The organism is Microcoleus sp. LAD1_D5 (genome assembly GCF_036702115.1).
Lineage (GTDB): Bacteria > Cyanobacteriota > Cyanobacteriia > Cyanobacteriales > Microcoleaceae > Microcoleus.
Map to the genome: position 1 here is coordinate 55,585 of NZ_JAUBSA010000013.1, position 14,210 is coordinate 69,794.

General features: G+C 45.4%; 10 protein-coding genes. All 10 read left to right on the plus strand.

Annotated elements, in window-relative coordinates:
• Positions 1-792, plus strand: a 792-nt coding sequence (locus QUA70_RS08715; protein ID WP_445251622.1) for a calcium-binding protein, incomplete at its 5' end; no start/stop codon positions are given.
• Positions 793-1,327: 535 nt separating this feature from the next.
• A complete protein-coding gene (locus tag QUA70_RS08720; RefSeq protein WP_333346254.1) occupies positions 1,328-2,335 on the plus strand; it encodes a threo-3-hydroxy-L-aspartate ammonia-lyase in 1,008 nt (335 codons plus the stop codon).
• Positions 2,316-5,543, plus strand: a complete 3,228-nt coding sequence (locus QUA70_RS08725) for a DUF499 domain-containing protein (protein WP_333346251.1) — start codon at positions 2,316-2,318, stop codon at positions 5,541-5,543. Before QUA70_RS08720 ends, QUA70_RS08725 begins: the two co-directional genes overlap by 20 nt.
• Before the next feature lie 74 nt (positions 5,544-5,617).
• Entirely contained in the window at positions 5,618-6,046 is a 429-nt protein-coding gene (locus QUA70_RS08730; protein ID WP_242719412.1) for a DUF7680 family protein, read from the plus strand.
• Between the two features lie 4 nt (positions 6,047-6,050).
• A complete protein-coding gene (locus QUA70_RS08735; protein ID WP_333346247.1) occupies positions 6,051-6,434 on the plus strand; it encodes a hypothetical protein in 384 nt (127 codons plus the stop codon).
• A gap of 51 nt (positions 6,435-6,485) precedes the next feature.
• The gene (locus QUA70_RS08740; RefSeq protein WP_333346244.1) at positions 6,486-7,100 is read left to right on the plus strand and encodes a Uma2 family endonuclease; all 615 of its coding nucleotides are present in this window, start codon (positions 6,486-6,488) and stop codon (positions 7,098-7,100) included.
• 121 nt (positions 7,101-7,221) lie between these two features.
• Complete coding sequence (locus QUA70_RS08745) at positions 7,222-10,017, plus strand: DUF1156 domain-containing protein (RefSeq protein WP_333410375.1); 2,796 nt, start codon at positions 7,222-7,224, stop codon at positions 10,015-10,017.
• Positions 10,018-10,166: 149 nt separating this feature from the next.
• Entirely contained in the window at positions 10,167-10,736 is a 570-nt protein-coding gene (locus QUA70_RS08750; RefSeq protein ID WP_333346238.1) for a zeta toxin family protein, read from the plus strand.
• A 4-nt stretch (positions 10,737-10,740) separates the two neighbouring features.
• Positions 10,741-10,914: a hypothetical protein gene (locus tag QUA70_RS08755; protein ID WP_333346235.1), complete on the plus strand. Its 174-nt coding sequence runs from the start codon at positions 10,741-10,743 to the stop codon at positions 10,912-10,914.
• A gap of 19 nt (positions 10,915-10,933) precedes the next feature.
• The gene (locus QUA70_RS08760; RefSeq protein WP_333346233.1) at positions 10,934-14,065 is read left to right on the plus strand and encodes an SNF2-related protein; all 3,132 of its coding nucleotides are present in this window, start codon (positions 10,934-10,936) and stop codon (positions 14,063-14,065) included.
• Positions 14,066-14,210 lie beyond the last annotated feature (145 nt).

Genomic DNA, 14,210 nt, shown 5'->3' on the forward strand with positions numbered 1-14,210 from the left:
TCTACCTTGATTGCGAATCTGGGTACGGCTGCTAGCAATCTGGGAACGGCGGACTTTGTATTCACAGGTACGATCGCACCTTCTGCCAATGGTACTACTACCAACTCAGGCAGCGTTGTGGATTTAATCACTAATCCCGGTACTTTCCCGACAAGCGGAGTTAACAACTTCGGTTCTGGTGTTGGCGGTTACAACTTCAGCACTCCTGTCTTGTTTACCGGAGGTGCGGCTTCTAACAACGTCACGGGCACTGAGTTTGCTGACATCTTGAATGGCGGTTCTGGTGCCGACATTTTCGACGGCGGTTTGGGTAACGACAGCATTTCCGGCGACGATGGCAATGACAGCCTCTTCGGCGGTGGCGGTAGCGATACTCTCAACGGCGGCATCGGTAATGACACTTTAATCGGTGGTTTGGGAACCAATGTTCTCAACGGCGGTGCTGGTGCGGATGTGTTTGTGTTCACCGGAACTACTGCTGACGGCGGGGATGTAATTACCAATTACAGCACTGCTGAGGATCAAATTAACCTCGACAGCACTGGTTTTGCAGCCTTTACAACCGGATCTGGGCCTTTGGGTTCGAGTTTCTACGCTTACAGCAGCACAGTGTCTGATGTAACCGTGTTTGAAGCAACTTTAACCGGGCCGTCCATCATGGCTATCTACGACGGTTTGTCTACTAAACTGTATTACGATAGCAACGGTTCTACGGTTGGTGGTAACAGTTTGTTTGCCACTGTCGATGTCAATTTGGGACCGACCGGTAATACTGAATTGTTCTTGTTCTAAACGGCAAGAATCCTAATCTGGATATCGGTACGGTTAGGGACACAGCAATGCTGTGTCCCTACAATACAGAGGTAAGGGCATAGTCATACTGTGTCCTTTTTTTTTGTAATTGTTAAACAATTTAGTCGCTATTTTTTGGGTAGGGAAATGACATTGCCGTGTCCTCTTTTGCGTTGTTGTCGATGGTTGAAGTCGATCGCACTCGCGAGGGCAATTTCACCATCGAAGCCGGTTTATTTTACCCGTTACCCGAAAGCAGGACACGGCGCCGTGCTGTTTCCCTACAATTAATCAAGCGGTGGTTAAATTTGTATTCATTAATTCCTCTCCTGTGCCAGTACAAACGCCTCTTTAGTTTTTGATAGTAAATTGTCATAACTTTGATTTTAGTCAACAGCTTTTTTAACCATTAAGCGCAACCACTAATGATAATTATTAATAAGCTGATGATAGAAATTTATATTTTAATAGTAGGAGTGAAGCGGGCAATGCCCAGCCTACAAATAGAGTCCTCGATCGTCCCCATCTAAAATCAATGAGTGCCCCATTCTGTGCCCAAAATCCCTTGTCAGTCTGTTTCGCCGATGTGGAGGAGGCGGCAAAGCGCTTGCATGGCAAAGCTTTCAAGACGCCGGTGCTCACTTCGGAAACTTTCAACAAACAGACGAATTCTCAGGTATTTTTTAAGTGCGAGAACTTTCAGCGCACGGGTTCGTTTAAATTTCGGGGTGCTTGCAATGCTTTGATGCAGCTATCTGAAGCCGAAAAACAGCGGGGAGTGCTGACTTTTTCTTCGGGAAATCACGCGCAGGCGATCGCCCTGGCGGCACGGTTGCTAGAAATTCCTGCTACTGTTGTCATGCCTGCAGATGCGCCAAAAGTCAAGCAAGAGGCGACTCGTGGCTACGGTGCAGAAATTATTTTGTACGATCGCACTCAAGTTGCGCGGGAAGAGCTCGCCGCCAAAATTGCCGAGGAGCGACACTTGACAATTATTCCTCCTTATGATCATGCGTGGGTAATTGCGGGACAAGGTACGGCGGCGCTGGAATTAATCGCAGAAGTTGGGGAGTTGGATTTGCTGCTGGTTTGCTGTGGTGGCGGGGGTTTGCTGTCGGGATGTGCGATCGCCGCAAAAACTTTGTCTCCGCAGTGTAAAGTAATAGGAGTAGAACCCGCGCAAGCAGACGATGCGGCGCGATCGTTCCGCACGAAAACGCTACAAACTGTTACTAACCCGGATACGATTGCTGACGGTGCGCGCACCCCATCTTTGGGAAAATTAACCTTTCCTTTGGTGCTGCATTATGTGGACGATATGGCAACTGTTTCCGAAGACGCAATTCGCAGCACAATGTTTTTTATGTGGGAACGCATGAAGATAGTTGTGGAACCCACGGGAGTGTTAGCAGCGGCGGCTTTGTTCGATGGAGTTGTAAAAGCCCAGAATGCTCGCATTGGGGTAATTGTCAGCGGCGGAAATGTAGATTTTAATCATTTACCCAACACCAAAGGATCGTTAGATGCTGCCATTAATCTTTGATACCTGCGTGCCCAGAGATGAGATTTTATCGGGAGACTTGTCTCTAGATTTATTTGCAGCAAAATTGCGGTTGGTAGTCGAAGGAACTGCACCTCAAGTTTATCAAGATGCCAATAAATTCTTTGCCAATACCTTCGCAACTGATGGCATTAAAACCCTGATCCGGGAAGTTTTCAGCCGCTTGATGAAGCAAAGCGCCGGGGCTGGGGTGGTTCGTTTGGAAACGAGTTTTGGGGGTGGGAAAACTCACGATGAAATTGCACTCTGGCATATCTGCAAGCAAGGGCGAGAAATTCTCGGACTGGAACGCTTTACAGATATTAGCGTTATTCCCGATCGCCCGATCGCCGTTGCAGCCATCGACGGTCGAGATTTAGACCCAGAACAAGGAGTTTATCACTCGGACAGTGGCTTGACAACCTACACTCTTTGGGGCGAAATTGCTTACCAAATTGGCGGGATTGCAGGCTATCAGTTACTGCAAGGCAGCGATAAAAGCGGTGTCAGTCCCGGTACTTCGGTGTTAGAACGGTTGACGGGGGGACAGCCGACTGTGATTATTTTAGATGAAATTGCGCGGTATTTGCGATCGGCAAAAGCGAAGCAAATTGGCAGAAGCGATTTAGCCAAACAAGTGGTAGCTTTTCTATTTTCCCTGATGGATTTGGCGGCAGCGTGCGATAATTTAGTATTGGTTTATTCCCTCGCCTCGACAGCAGATACTTTTGCTGAAGAAACCGCAGAATTGCAAGAAACGATGCGCGCTTCCGCAAGACAAGAAAGGGTGTTGAGTCCTTCTACAGATATCGAAATTTACAACATCGTTAAACAGCGCGTGTTTGCCAGAGTTAGCGAGGAAGCGGCGCTAAAAGCGGCATCGGAATATTTGGCGGCTTATCGCAATTGCCGCGTTAATTTGCCCGATGGGTGCAAAGATGCGTCATACTCAAAAGCGATCGCCCAAAGTTATCCGTTTCACCCGGAATTGTTCAATCTTCTTACTAAAAAAATTGCTTCTATTCCCGAATTCCAGAAGACGCGGGGCGCTTTGCGATTGTTCGCGCAAGTCGTGCGGCATTTGTGGGAAAATCGCGACGGTTGGATGCCGATGATTCACACGCATCACATTCCTATAGGGATGGATGGCGAAATTACTAACGATCTGACTTCTCGGTTGCAACGATCGCCCCTGCGGAATGCGATCGGCGCTGATATATACAATCCCGATGGTAGGCCGGCTTACGCACAATTGCAAGATGGGGAATGGATAGCAGCGGGAAAACCGCCGTTTTCTACTTGGGTAGCCCGATCGATCTTTTTGCATTCTCTGACTCAGGGAAATTCTTCGGGTATTCGGCTGGCTGAGTTGAATTTGTCGCTGCTGACTCCAGGGGTTGACAGCGGTTTTGTCGATCGCGCTTTAGAAAGATTGACGAAGGTAGCCTGGTATTTAGACTTCGATCCGATAACATCTTTAGCCAGGTTTAAAGAGGAACCTTCGATCAACAAAATTATCACCGAGGAGAAGGAACAAGTCGGGGTAGTATTGGCGAAAGAAGATTTGCGAACTCGTCGGGATAGCATTTTTGCCAAAAAATTCTTTACCTTAGTTTCTAATATCGAAAGTCCCGGAGATGTAGACGACAACCCGGATGAGGTGGCGTTGTGCGCGATCGACTTTGACGAAGCGACGGTGAATGCTTCTACCGACGCAGCCCCGGAATTAATAGAGAGAATTTTTAACAATAGCGGCGAATCGGGGAAGTTTCGCACCTACCGGAATCGGTTGTTATTTTTGGTGGCAAATCGGCTAGAATTAGAAGCGGCGATCGACAATGCCAGAGAATATAAAGCCATTCAAAATATTCTCAAAAGTCAGAACCGACTGGCAGATTTATCTGGAAGCCAGCAGAAGCAATTGAAGGAACGGGAAGGCGCAAAAGATATAGCTGTGAGAGTATCTTTGACTAATGCTTACCGTCATTTATTTTATCCCTCAAATGACCAAGTAAAAGCACCGAAAGGATTGATGCACTACACTCTTACCGCGCAGGATGCGAGTATGGTGAAAGGCAAAAACAACCAGCAAGATGTGATTCTCAAAGCCCTCAAAGATTGCGGCAAGATTCGCCCGGAAGAAGCTAAACCTTTCGCCCCGGCTTTTATCCTGCAAAAAGTGTGGCCTGCGGGGTTGGATAGTTGGACGACGAAGGCGCTGCGCGATGCTTTTGCTAAAGATTTGAGTTTGAATATTCTCCTTGATGCGGAAGTTTCGATGCTGCGGGAGACGATTCGCGAAGGGTTGAAAATGGGCAATTGGGATATGAAAGTCGGGGAGAGACTATTTATCAAAACCGATGATAGTATGCTGACACTGCCGGAGACGATCGAATTTAGCGATCGCGCTGTATTGTACAAGCGCGGCATTCTCGAACCTCCAGCGCCCAAAGAAGTGGAACTCAGCGCCCAATTGATGCCGAGTGCAGAAGCGGCAAAACTCGTGCGTGTCAGGTGGAAAGCCAAAGGAGCATTGACGGTTAGTTTGTATCACAATGATAGTTTGGTGGCGGGAAATTTCCGCCCTTCCGATGAGTATGAAACCACCATTGTTAATAACAGTATTTTTCGTGTGGTGGCCGATTACGGTAACGGTGAGACAGCAGAAAAAGCAACCAATGTCAATCTAAATCCTCAAGTTCCTAGGGTGGGAGAGCCCAGAAATTCTCCTTATGTTGTGGAAACGCTACAGCCGAGTTTGTGGGATGCGAAACCGCCGATTATCGAACTCGACGGCACGATTAATGCCGTATTTGCGGGATTGGGCGATCGCATTAGCGACCACAAAGTGCAAGGCATCGAAGTGCTAGAATTGTCTGTGGATCAGGTAATGGATTATCGCAAATTAGGAACAGCTATTGCCCTATTGCAGCGGTGGCAACCGCAAATCGACCAAACCGTAAACATTCAAACCGGCGACCAATTTGTGCGGTTGGAATATCAAGGGGCGTTGCGGGGATTTCAGAGCTTTTTCTCGACTATTAACACTTTGTTGAACAGTCCCGACGCGCAAGCAACTGTTAGTTTGAAAATTACCTTAGAATTTAAGCCAGCTTTGTCAGCAAATGCTTCGGATATTAGCAGTATAAAACAAACGCTCGATCGCAATCCGGTAGAGCGTTTAAATTTAATGGCAAGAGTAGTATATTAAAATGTAGGGGCGGGTTCTACCAACCATCTACGCCTCAAACAAAATCTCTCATAAACCCGCCGCGCCCAGAGATCATGCAAGAATTTCAGTTACGAGTTTTGCCTTTAGATCATAACAACTTCGCATTAGAACTCTATCAATGTGCTTACAAGAAAGCCGGAGAGAAAAAACGTCCTGCTGCTAAAAAATTGGGGCGACTCAAAGGCAATGCTCTGGTTTTGGCGAGACAAACAATTTATGCAACTCTCAAAGCGAATAATTACGATCCAAAAAGTTTATCTCAGCAGCGACAAACTCCTTATATATTATCAGAAGAATCGGGGGTGAGTTTGGCGATTTTATTTCAATCGCTGCAACCGCTATCGAAAACCGAACGAATTGCTAATATTGCCGAAGGGATTATGGCGATGAGTAATGAAGAAGCACATTATTGGTTTGGTAAAATTGCCAATGGCAATCGTTCTAATGCTTTGAAAGCTTTGCGAATTTTATTGGGAGATTAATCTGATGAAAGTAGCTGATTTGTCTAATGAAACTTTAGCTAAGATTAAAACAGTCCGGTGGGATCGGATTATTGAGAAGCATGAAGGGCCGGAGACATGGGAGTCGGAGTTTAGATACGGCGAACCAGAATTTCTCGAAATTGAGGGGCGGTGGGTGTTATTGCCCGTTGAAGCATCTCGTCACCAAAATATCACGATTTTGCGGACGATTTGGAGCGCGGATGGCAACTCGCTGACTCTGTTTCTTAAGGATACAACTTTTGATGATGATATGTTTGTATCGGGATATATGGCTGTGTGCGATCGCCCAAAAGGAGAAGAGTTTTTCTTGGCAGTATTGTACCACGAATGGTTTATCATTGAAAAAGCAGAGCTATTTGAAGGTTGATGTAAGAATTTTGGGGCGCTTTATCTGTTAGTATCGCGAGGAACAAACACAATGATTCAATCACCTCCAAAACTTTTAACTGTTGATGAATTTATTGCTCACTACGGGGACAGCGATTATTGTGAACTAATTGATGGTGAATTAATCGAAATGGAAGCAACGGGCCCGCACGAACAAGTATCTGCTTTTTTGGGACGCAAACTAAATGTGGAAATTGACCGTCAGGATCTACTTTACTTTATTCCCCCTCGCTGTCTCATCAAACTATTAGGAACACCAACGGCTTTTCGCCCGGATGTAATTGTATTAGATGAAACTCAATTGATTAATGAACCTTTGTGGCAGCAAGAACCTGTAATTACATCAGGACAATCAATTAAACTCATCGCTGAAGTCGTCAGCACTAACTGGCAAAATGATTACGCTCGCAAAGTTGAAGATTACGCTTTGTTAGGAGTGCGTGAGTATTGGATTGTTGATTATTTGGGTATTGGGGGTAGAGAATACATTGGAAAACCTAAACAGCCGACTATTACAATCTGTAATCTGCGAGAAGATGAGTATCAAAAACAGTTGTTTCAAAATAGCGATCGGCTGATTTCTACAATCTTTCCCGACTTGCAATTAACCGCAAAACAAATCTTCGATTGTTCCTCAGTCCGATAGTCCGTCAGGGGTTTCAACTCCTGGCGTACTGTCGGACTATCGAAAAATCCGACTATCGAAAAATCCAATTGTCCGACTGCGGGAATGTCGAACAGTCTCCTTAAATTAACCCCAAAAAATTATGCGCCCTCACCTCTTTATCGAGAAAATCATGCCCGTAAATCTGCTAAACGAGCAGGTTTATTACGAACACGGCGGCAATCCATTTAAAGGATTGCATCGCTGGTATTCGCGCAAACCTTTATCGTTTTCTCGCGCTTCGGTGTTGGGGTCGATTTTACCCGCAGATATCTCTTTAGAAGAGTTTGAATATTTGCTGGGATTGGAACCGGGGAAGGAAATTAAACTCTACAAAACTCCCCCGTCTTCGGTGCGAATTAAAAAGGTTCATGACTATTGCGAGAAGGTGTGGGGGAATCGCACGCCGACGATTTTAGATGCGTTTGCGGGTGGGGGAAGCATTCCGTTTGAGGCGGCGCGGTACGGGTTGAATGTGTTGGCGTCGGATCTCAATCCCGTGGCGGTGGTGACGATGAAGGCGGCGATGGAATATCCGCTGAAATTTGGCCCGGATTTGCAGGAGGATATTGATAAATGGGTGAAATGGGTGGGGGATGAAGCGGAGAAAAGATTAACTGAGTTTTTCCCATCTTTACCGGGGGAAACTGTGCAGAATTATTTGTGGGCGCATACGGTGGTTTGTCCGAGTTGTCAGTCGGTTGTGCCGTTGAGTCCGAATTGGTGGTTAGATAAATCGTCTGGTGGTGCAAAAAAAGGTCAATGGTGTGCGGTGAAACCAATTCCTAACTTGGCACAGAAGCGGGTGGATTTTGAGTTGGTGAAGGGGAAGAAAGGCAAGGAATCGACGATTAAAACGGATGCGGGTGAGTACGATCCAAGTGTTTATAACACGATTAGCAGAGGTGTGGGGAAATGTCCTAATTGCGATACTGTGATTGAGGATGAAGCAATAAAATCACTTGCACAATCTTCTAGATTAGGACATCAGTTATATTCAGTTGCTTACCGTCAAGGCAGCAGTTTTTTAGAATTTAAAGTTCCGACCGATATCGATATAGCAGGATGTGAAAAAGCCGATAAGTTTTTACATGAAAAAAGAATCGAGTGGGAATCATTAGGATTAATTCCCATGCAAGAGATTCCCTCTAATACTCAAAGAGGGCCAGATATGTACCTTTATGGAATTTATCACTGGCAAGAGATGTTTAACTCGCGCCAGTTGTTAACTCTTGTTACTTATGTAGAAATTATCAACGAAGCTAAGGCGCTGCTACAGGCTGAGTGCGAATTACAAAAAGTAGAGGCGATCAGCACTTATTTAGCATTAATGCTCGATCGATGTATTGATATTAATTGCAGACTAACTCATCTTAACTCTTCAGTGCCTAATTTTCAGCTTGCAACCTCTCAACACGCTTTAAATTTAATGTGGAACTATGTGGAAACTGCGGGACAAAAAAAGCTTTGGTCAGTGTATTCTAAAACAGTAGCAAACTTTTATTCTGATCTTTGCGCCTTATTCGGCACAAAATCCCACTCAACAGGCTTGGTCGGTATCGAACAATACGACCCCAAAACCATCCAAATCGATGCCGCATCCGCCGATAGCCTCTACCACATTCCCGATAATTCAGTCGATGCCATTATCACAGACCCGCCCTACTATGACTCAGTTAGATATGCGGAACTAACAGATTTTTTCTATGTTTGGCTACGAGCAAATTTACTCGATATTTTCCCCGATTTATTTATTAACGAACTCACCGACAAAGATAGAGAAGCAATTTCAAATCCCGGCCGCTTCCGCAACATGGGCACATCCCCCGAAGAACTCGCCAAACAAGATTACGAAGCAAAAATGGCCCTAGCTTTTAGCGAATATTACCGAGTTTTGCGCGATGACGGCGTGATGACAGTCCAATTCAACCATAAAGAATCCGGCGCGTGGGACGTGCTCACAAAATCCCTCATCGATGCCGGTTTCGAGATTACCGCATCTTGGGCTGTCAGTACCGAAAACCCGCAAAACTTGCACCAAGCGCAGAAAAACTCGGTTTCTAGTACAGTGCTCCTCGTCTGTCGCAAACGTGATCCTAACGCCGCCCAAGCTTGGTGGGATGATTTGCGCCCGGAAGTCGCCAATCTCGTCGAACAACGCGCCCCAGAATTTGAAGCCAACGACATCAAAGGAATCGACCTTTATTTAAGCGCCTTTGGCCCGGCTTTAAATGTGTTCAGCCGTTCCTATCCCATCCTCAACAGCAGCGGCGAAGAAGTGCGCCCGGAAGTTGCATTTGCTGAAGCCAGAAAAGCCATAGCAAACTATCGCTTCCGCAAACTTGCACAAACCGATACCGCCGGATTTGACGCCCTGACGCAGTGGTATTTCCTCGCGTGGGATGCCTTTGGCGCTGTCGAGTTCCCCTTCGATGAAGCGCGACAACTCGCCCTCGCCGTCGGCGGTTTCAACGTCGTTGATTTAGCAAAAGTCTACAAATTAATTGACTCGACTAGCGGCACTTGCAAACTTTTGACACCGAAACAGCGGCTGAAAAAAGGAGCTTTTTCGGTCAATCCGCAAGATTTTTCGATTACCTATTTAGTCAATGGATTGCACGCGATTATCGGTTTGTATCAGGAGGACGGAGATATTCAAATCGTGCGCGAGTTTATGAAAAAAACGGCTTTGACTGATAACGATAATTTCATGCGGGCGATAGAAGTGGCGCTGAAAGTGATTCCGCGTATTGGGGATGAGAAGAAACGCATCCCGGAGGAGAAGGCTTTGTTAGATTTGTGGTTGGCGATGGATGAGATTAAGGCCAAGGTTGTTTATCAACAGATGGAAATTCAGTTTGAGGGACAGTTGAGTTTAGATTTGAATGTAGGTGGTTGAAAGAATGAGAGAAGAGATCCCCCCTAACCCCCCTTAATAAGGGGGGGACAAGAGTTTAATTCAAAGTCCCCCGACTATCAGGGGGATTTAGGGGGATCGAAGATTGTGGCATATAACAAATAACCAATAACAAATTACTAATAACAATTATGCCGGATGTTTATGTTATCGGAGGTTGTAACGGTTCGGGAAAGACAACTACGGCGATGCAGTTGTTGCCGCATTTTCTCAATGTGTTTGAGTATGTCAATGCGGATGAAATAGCTGTTGGGCTTTCACCTTTCAATCCCGAATCTGTGGCGATTCAAGCGGGGCGATTGATGCTGCAACGGTTAGACGCGCTATTAAATGCCGGTGCTGATTTTGCTTTTGAGACAACTCTCGCCTCTCGCAATTATGTCCGTTTTTTGCGAAAGTGTAAACTAAAAGGTTATACTATTAATTTAATTTATTTTTGGTTGCAAAGCCCGGAATTAGCTGTTTATCGGGTGCGGCGGCGGGTAGAAAGTGGGGGGCATAATATTCCTGAAGATGTGATTCGTCGCCGCTATGAAAGAGGACGCAAAAATTTATTAGAATTGTACTTACCTTTAAGTGATATGTGGGTTAGTTATGATAATTCTAATCCTATTCCTGAATTGATTGCAGAATGCCCTTTAAATTCTAATCCGATAATTTATCAGTCCCAGATTTGGAATACAATTACTCAGGAGGATTAATCCGATGACTCAAACAAATCAAAAATTGTCCGATCGAATCGATGCTGGTGTTAAAATGGCGATCGCACAGGCGATTGAGAAACACCGCAGACTCGGACAATCAATTAGTATTTGGCAAGATGGAAAAGTCGTGACACTTTCTGCTGAGGAGATTCCGCCACAACAAATACCAGAATAAGTTACCCAGATTCAGGAAAATGAATTTAAAAGATTATCCCTGGCGCATCAGCTATTCTAGCAACGAAAATAACCCGATCGCCGATTTCTACATTCCCGCGCTAGAATGTGCTCGACAGTACGATCGTAAATCCGGCTTTTTCAACAGCGCCATCCTCAGTAAAGTAGCGCAGGGATTGGGCGCGATGCTGCACAATCAAGGGCGGATGCGGTTAATCATGGGCTGTCAATTCAGCCCGCAAGACTTGCAAGCTATCCAACAAGGTTACGCCCTCCGAGATGCAGTTACCATGCGCCTCGATACCGATTTACAACCGCCCAAAACCTTCGCCCAACTCAAACATTTTGAAATCCTCAGTTGGCTGATTCAAAACAGTTATCTCGATATTAAAATCGCCGTTCCCCTCAAATCTAACGGCTTACCAATAGATACTGAAAGTTTACTCGATCGCCAGCATATTTTTCACGAAAAAGTCGGCATTTTCACCGACTGTAACGGCGCACAATTAGCTTTTAGCGGTTCCAATAACGAATCTCTCAGCGGTTGGGAAAGTAACGTTGAATCTTTCCACGTTTATTGTGCTTGGGAAGGCGGCAGAGATGCAGAACGAGTTTCTGAAGAGATTTTTCGGTTTGAACAGTTGTGGAACAATTTATCGCCGAATGTGCGCGTTTTTGAAGTCCCGGAAGCGGTCAAAAATAAGCTGCTAAACTACGCGCCCAGCAGTAAACCAGTCTGGAATCGGGAGTCAGAATTCAGGAGTCAGGAATCAGAAATCACCAGTCAGGAAGAAACAGGAATTATTGCGGCTTCGGCTTCCTTAATTCTCGATTCGGAACTATCCCAAGATTATGCTAAATTTGAACCGCTTCTCAACTTGTACGCTTCACCAACTTGTCTCGATTATTGTTTGAAATCTATTCCGATTAAACCTTGGCCCCATCAGATTAAGATATTGCGTAGAGTTGCGGCTAATTTTCCGAAAAGTTTCTTAATTGCGGATGAAGTCGGATTGGGAAAAACCATCGAAACTGGGTTAATTCTGCGTTACTTACTCGTCAGCCAAAAAGTCAAACGTGTGTTAATTTTAGCACCAGCCAGCATTCAGCCGCAATGGCACGAAGAATTGCGCGAAAAATTCAATCTGCACTTTTGGAGTTATAGCAAAGGTGAATTAAAAAATGCGTATGGGGAGAGGAGTCAGTCAGGGGAAGAGAATATTTGGAATTCCCAAAATCTCATTTTAGCATCATCTCATTTAGTCCGTCGGAGCGATCGTACAAAACAGCTTTTAGACGCGCAACCGTGGGATTTGGTGATTCTGGATGAAGCGCATCACGCCCGCCGCCAAAGCCCGCAAAACCGCAAGGAAACTCCGAATCGATTGTTACAGTTAATGCAGCAATTGAAAGAAAAAAGCCGATCGCTGTTATTATTATCCGCCACGCCGATGCAGATTGACGCGATCGAAGTTTTCGATTTATTGCACCTTCTCGGACTGCGAGGACATTGGTCTTATGGTGAGAATTTCTGCAATTATTTTAGCACCTTGTCGGAAAAGCCCGATCGCCAAACCTTGAATTTTTGGCAACTGATGTCTGTGGATTACTTCCAGCAAGGCGGTTCGCCCTGTGCTCGGTTGCAGCAATATCTCCAAAAGTGCGATCGGCTACTATATTATAAGTTGCGCGATGTTTGGGAAAAAAACCAGCGAGTCAACCCAAAACAAGTTGCTGAAGACACGGATTTTATCGCCGCTTCCCGCCAATATTTGACAGTTAATACTCCCCTCAAAGATTTGATGTTCCGCCACACCCGCGACACCTTGCGCCAATACTATCAGCGGGGATTGTTGGATCGCGATATTCCCCACCGCGTAGTCAGAGACAATGCGATTACTTTAGAAAATAACCGCGAAGTGCCGCTTTATCTCGCCGTCAGCAATTACGGGCGGCACTTTTACAATCTCGCGCAAAAAGACAACCGCAAAGCGTTAGGATTTTTGATGACTCTTTACCGCAAACGCCTGACAAGTTCGTTTTATGCGATTCGCGAATCCTTACAGCGTCGCCTCGAAGGAATTAGCATTACTGAGGATGATTTTCACGATTTAGATGATGCCGATGACGTGATTTTGGAAGGAATGGAATCTTATTTTGAACCAGCCGATCCTGAAGAAATTAAATATTTAGAAGATTTACTTTATCAATTCGAGAATACAGGCGAAGATAGCAAGCTTTCGCATTTTATCACAATTTTGCGTCAAGAACTAATCCAGCGCGAAAGTGCGATCGTCTTCACGCAATACACCGACACAATGGATTATCTCAGAACTGCTTTACAACAATTATATGGTGCTCAGATTGCTTGCTATTCCGGGCGCGGCGGAGAATTGTATCAAAATGGCCAATGGCGAATTTTTCCGAAAGAACAAATCAAAACCAAATTCCGAGAAGGAATCATCAAAATTTTACTTTGTACCGAATCCGCATCAGAAGGGCTAAATTTGCAAACTTGCGGCGTTTTAATCAACTACGATATGCCTTGGAATCCCATGCGAGTCGAACAACGCATCGGCAGACTCGATCGCATCGGGCAGATTTATGATACCGTAAGAATTCACAATTTTTACTATGACGGAACCGTAGAGGCGAAGGTTTACAAGAAATTGCGCGATCGCATCGATGCTTTTCAAACCGTTGTGGGCAATTTGCAGCCGATTCTCGCAACAGTTCCCACTTTTATCGAAAAGGCTGTGATGAGTGCAGATCCCGAAGAAGAGGGCGTTTTGTTGGGAGAGTTCGATCGCATTTTAGACGCGCCGCCATTGCGACCTGTCCTCGATGAAATGGTAGCGATGGATGTAGAATCAGACTTGCAAGAAATCCGTCAACCTTTGCCGCCGACTTCTCTGTTTCCTGAAACAATCGAAAACTTGTTTGTCAATTCTTTGATTTTAAAGCAGATTGGCGCTATCTTCGATCGCTCTGAAAATCGCACTTGGCATCTTAACTATAAAACTCGCGATTATGCTGTAACATTTTACCCGGATATTTTTGACGAAAATGCTTCACTGCAATTGATGAGTTTTGGCAATCCGTTGTTTGAAGAAATGCTCAATGCGATCGCCCTTGTGGCAAACTGTTCTTAATCGAACACTAATCGAACACTGGGGGGCGGACTGTTTAGCTTGTTTCACGAGTTTACCCTGTTTTGAGCTGTGCTAGAGTTTGGTGCTCAACTTTGGCCCTTTTAGGACTAAACTACTTTTAATGACGATCGTCCTTTTTATTTAA

What these genes read in the sequence shown, in the direction of transcription:
- QUA70_RS08720 (WP_333346254.1), top strand. Translation starts at nt 1,328, where the DNA reads ATGAGTGCCCCATTCTGTGCCCAAAATCCCTTGTCAGTCTGTTTCGCC.
- QUA70_RS08725 (WP_333346251.1), top strand. Translation starts at nt 2,316, where the DNA reads ATGCTGCCATTAATCTTTGATACCTGCGTGCCCAGAGATGAGATTTTA.
- QUA70_RS08730 (WP_242719412.1), top strand. Translation starts at nt 5,618, where the DNA reads ATGCAAGAATTTCAGTTACGAGTTTTGCCTTTAGATCATAACAACTTC.
- QUA70_RS08735 (WP_333346247.1), top strand. Translation starts at nt 6,051, where the DNA reads ATGAAAGTAGCTGATTTGTCTAATGAAACTTTAGCTAAGATTAAAACA.
- QUA70_RS08740 (WP_333346244.1), top strand. Translation starts at nt 6,486, where the DNA reads ATGATTCAATCACCTCCAAAACTTTTAACTGTTGATGAATTTATTGCT.
- QUA70_RS08745 (WP_333410375.1), top strand. Translation starts at nt 7,222, where the DNA reads ATGCGCCCTCACCTCTTTATCGAGAAAATCATGCCCGTAAATCTGCTA.
- QUA70_RS08750 (WP_333346238.1), top strand. Translation starts at nt 10,167, where the DNA reads ATGCCGGATGTTTATGTTATCGGAGGTTGTAACGGTTCGGGAAAGACA.
- QUA70_RS08755 (WP_333346235.1), top strand. Translation starts at nt 10,741, where the DNA reads ATGACTCAAACAAATCAAAAATTGTCCGATCGAATCGATGCTGGTGTT.
- QUA70_RS08760 (WP_333346233.1), top strand. Translation starts at nt 10,934, where the DNA reads ATGAATTTAAAAGATTATCCCTGGCGCATCAGCTATTCTAGCAACGAA.